The 1,616-nt window shown below is 63.9% G+C and carries 1 protein-coding gene; it reads left to right on the forward strand.

Translation table 11 applies throughout. The annotated features are described in order from the left end of the window. Positions 1 to 83 precede the first annotated feature (83 nt). Positions 84 to 1,439, forward strand: a complete 1,356-nt coding sequence (locus OX89_RS06820) for an IS1182 family transposase (RefSeq protein ID WP_047350049.1) — start codon at positions 84 to 86, stop codon at positions 1,437 to 1,439. Positions 1,440 to 1,616: the final 177 nt, after the last annotated feature.

Raw genomic sequence — 1,616 nt, forward strand, 5'->3', positions numbered from 1 at the left:
TCTAGGAGCCTGTCGGACTTTCCCACCTTCCGCCCAGAGACTCCATCCGAGACAATCGGCTCCGAACCACCGAGACCTCGCCGATGAGCCGCTTCGTTCCCGTAGATCGAGACACCGCCTACCTGTTACCACCGTCGGTGGACGAATGGCTGCCCAATGACCACTTGGCGCGCTTTGTCGTCGAAGTCATCGAGCAACTCGATCTGAGCGATCTGGTGCGCCAGTACGCGGGCCGGGGCTCGGCGGCGCACCACCCAGCCGTGCTCCTGGGACTGCTCATTTACGGCTACGCCAACGGCGTGCACTCCAGCCGCAAGATCGAGCGCGCCACCTATGACTCGGTGGCGTTTCGCTACGTGGCGGCCAACACCCACCCCGATCACGATACTCTGGCCACATTCCGGCGTCGCTTCTTGAAGGAGGTAGAGGCGCTGTTCGTGCAGGTGCTGGTCCTGGCGCGCGAGATGAAGCTGCTCAAGTTGGGCCACATCGCGCTGGACGGCACCAAGATCAACGCCAACGCCAGCAAGCACAAGGCACTGTCCTGGGGGTATGCCAACAAGATCGAAGCGCAGTTGCGCCAGGAAGTGCAAACCCTGCTGGCGCTGGCCGAGAGCAGTGATCGCGCAGCTGCTCCCGATGGGATGGACGTGCCGGCAGAGATTGCCCGGCGTGAAGACCGATTGAGCGCAATCGCACGGGCCAAGGCCAAGATCGCGCAGCGCGCGGCCGAGCGCCACCAAGGCGAGCAGCAGGAGTACGAGGCCAAGACCGCAAAGCGCAAAGCTCAGCGCGCGGCCGGCAAGAAGCCGCGCGGCAAAGACCCCGAGCCACCGCACGCTGGCCCCAAGGATGGCGACCAAGTCAACCTCACGGATGAACAGTCGCGCATCATGCCCGTCTCGGGTGGGGGCTTTGAGCAAAGTTACAACGTGCAGGCCGGCGTGGACACCGAAACAATGATGGTGATCACTCGGCATGTGAGCCAGGCGTGCAACGACAAGCGCGAAGTGGTGCCCACGCTGGAGCAGATCCAGGCGCTGCCCTCAGAACTGGGTGAAGTGCAGTCGCTGATCACGGACAACGGCTTCTTCAGTGAGGCCAACGTGATGGCCTGCAACAAAGCCGGGGTCCTGCCGCTGCTGGCGCTCAAGAGGCAGGCGCACCACACACCCGTGCTGGAGCGCTTTGCATCTGATTCAGCCGAGCCACAGACGACGGACGCGGTGGTGCAGATGGCGCATCGACTGGGCACACAGGCTGGGCGAGCGCTGTACAGCCTGCGCAAGCAGACGGTCGAGCCGGTGTTTGGGATCATCAAGCGGGTAATGGGTTGGCGCCAGATGAGCATGCGCGGGCTGGCCAAGGCCCAGGGCGAATGGAGCTTGGTGACCATGGCCTGGAACATCAAGCGCATGCATGTGCTGCGCGGGGCATGAGGGATGCAGGGGCACAAGTGCGCCCCGATCATGCGACAGCCAGGCGATCAGAGGGGGATGCGCCCTCGCGGTGCCTCGGCAACGGCAGAAAACGCTCGATCAGCGCGGCCCCGCTTCAAAACACGCGCCAGACCGATTTAGTGGGTTCGCTCGGGCTCAAGTCCGACAGGCTCCTAG

Origin of the sequence: Diaphorobacter sp. J5-51 (genome assembly GCF_001023515.1) — a bacterium.
Taxonomy (GTDB): domain Bacteria; phylum Pseudomonadota; class Gammaproteobacteria; order Burkholderiales; family Burkholderiaceae_C; genus Diaphorobacter; species Diaphorobacter nitroreducens.

Excerpts from the sequence above, each read along its gene's own strand:
- OX89_RS06820 (WP_047350049.1), top strand. The coding sequence starts at position 84 with ATGAGCCGCTTCGTTCCCGTAGATCGAGACACCGCCTACCTGTTACCA.